Source organism: Pedobacter sp. ASV28, from assembly GCF_016428855.1.
In the GTDB taxonomy this organism is placed as follows: domain Bacteria; phylum Bacteroidota; class Bacteroidia; order Sphingobacteriales; family Sphingobacteriaceae; genus Pedobacter.
Genome location: NZ_JAELTN010000130.1, coordinates 1 through 1,292, shown reverse-complemented (window position 1 = coordinate 1,292; position 1,292 = coordinate 1). Strand labels below are relative to the sequence as shown.

General features: G+C 39.8%; 2 protein-coding genes. Both read right to left on the bottom strand.

Going from position 1 to position 1,292, the window contains the following annotated elements:
* The coding region (locus JHD79_RS22500) for a biotin/lipoyl-containing protein (protein WP_199121601.1) at positions 1-586 on the bottom strand (586 nt) is incomplete at its 3' end.
* Between the two features lie 131 nt (positions 587-717).
* The coding region (locus JHD79_RS22495) for a CinA family protein (RefSeq protein WP_199121600.1) at positions 718-1,292 on the bottom strand (575 nt) is incomplete at its 5' end.

The window sequence follows — 1,292 nt, the reverse complement described above, 5'->3', positions numbered from 1 at the left end:
TTATAGGTTGCGGATTGTAGGTTTCCACAACGGGTTCGTTACTGTTTGTCACTTTCCCCTTGTTTTCCCTTGTACTGATATAATTTAAAAGATCGTCTTTGGTCAAACGTCCTTCAGATCCAGTGCCTTGAATTTGATCCAATTCGGAAAAAGAGATATTTTCTTCCTTTGCTATATTTTTCACTAATGGCGAATAGAAGCGGTCTGAACCCTTAACCTCTAGATCTGCTGCCTCTACCTTACTTTCTATAGGCAATTGACTAATGCCTGGAATAGATTCGACTTGTACATTTTCCAAGGCAGGTTCAATTTCTTTGATGGGTGTATCTATAGTAGCAACTTCGCCTGCTATTTCAATGATAGCAATTACAGCACCTACCTGCACCACCTCATCGGCTGCAAATAATTGCTTTACCAATTTACCTTCTACTGGTGACGGTACTTCAGAGTCAACCTTATCGGTAGCAATTTCCAAGATGGTATCATCAAGGCTAATTTGGTCACCAGGCTGCTTTATCCATTTAATAATGGTTGCTTCGGCAACACTCTCTCCCATTTTTGGTAACAACAATTCGTATTGAGCCATATTTTATATAAAGTCTAAATTGAAGACTAAAAGAGCAAAGCATTTCAGCCCTAAAGGTTGTTTGCTTTAATTCTAGTTAGCCTTATTATCATCATGTTTATCATCTGGTTTCGGCTACAAAATTACACTTTTTAATGCTTTATATTCAAATCTTGTTTCAACTGAATAAAAAGTAGCATTAAAGCGGCCATAGCTGAACGCTCTATGTTTTGCATGCGCTGGTTGGAAAAGCTAAATAATTTTGTCTTAACCTCTTTCCTGTTAGCCACCGCTACCCACACAGTACCTATAGGTTTTTCGGGTGTGCCTCCATCGGGTCCGGCAATACCACTTACAGCAATGGCATAATCTGTATTAAAATGATTTATGGCACCTAAGGCCATCTCTTTTACCGTTTCTTCGCTAACAGCACCAAACAGCTCTAATGTTTCTGGTTTTACGCCCAATATAGCCTGTTTTAAGGCATTGGAGTACGTAACACCGCCACCTTCAAACACCGCAGAAGAACCCGAGTGTTGCGTAAATAAATGGGCAATATATCCACCTGTGCAACTTTCTGCTGTAGAAAGTTTAAGCCCGTGCGCTTTCATTACATTTAGGATGGCACGCTCGAAAGGAATATCTTCCGTCAATATTACATACTTTTCAATCCGTTCTACAATTTGACGGGTATATAAAGCTACTTCCGCCTTCAATCTTCCCTCAT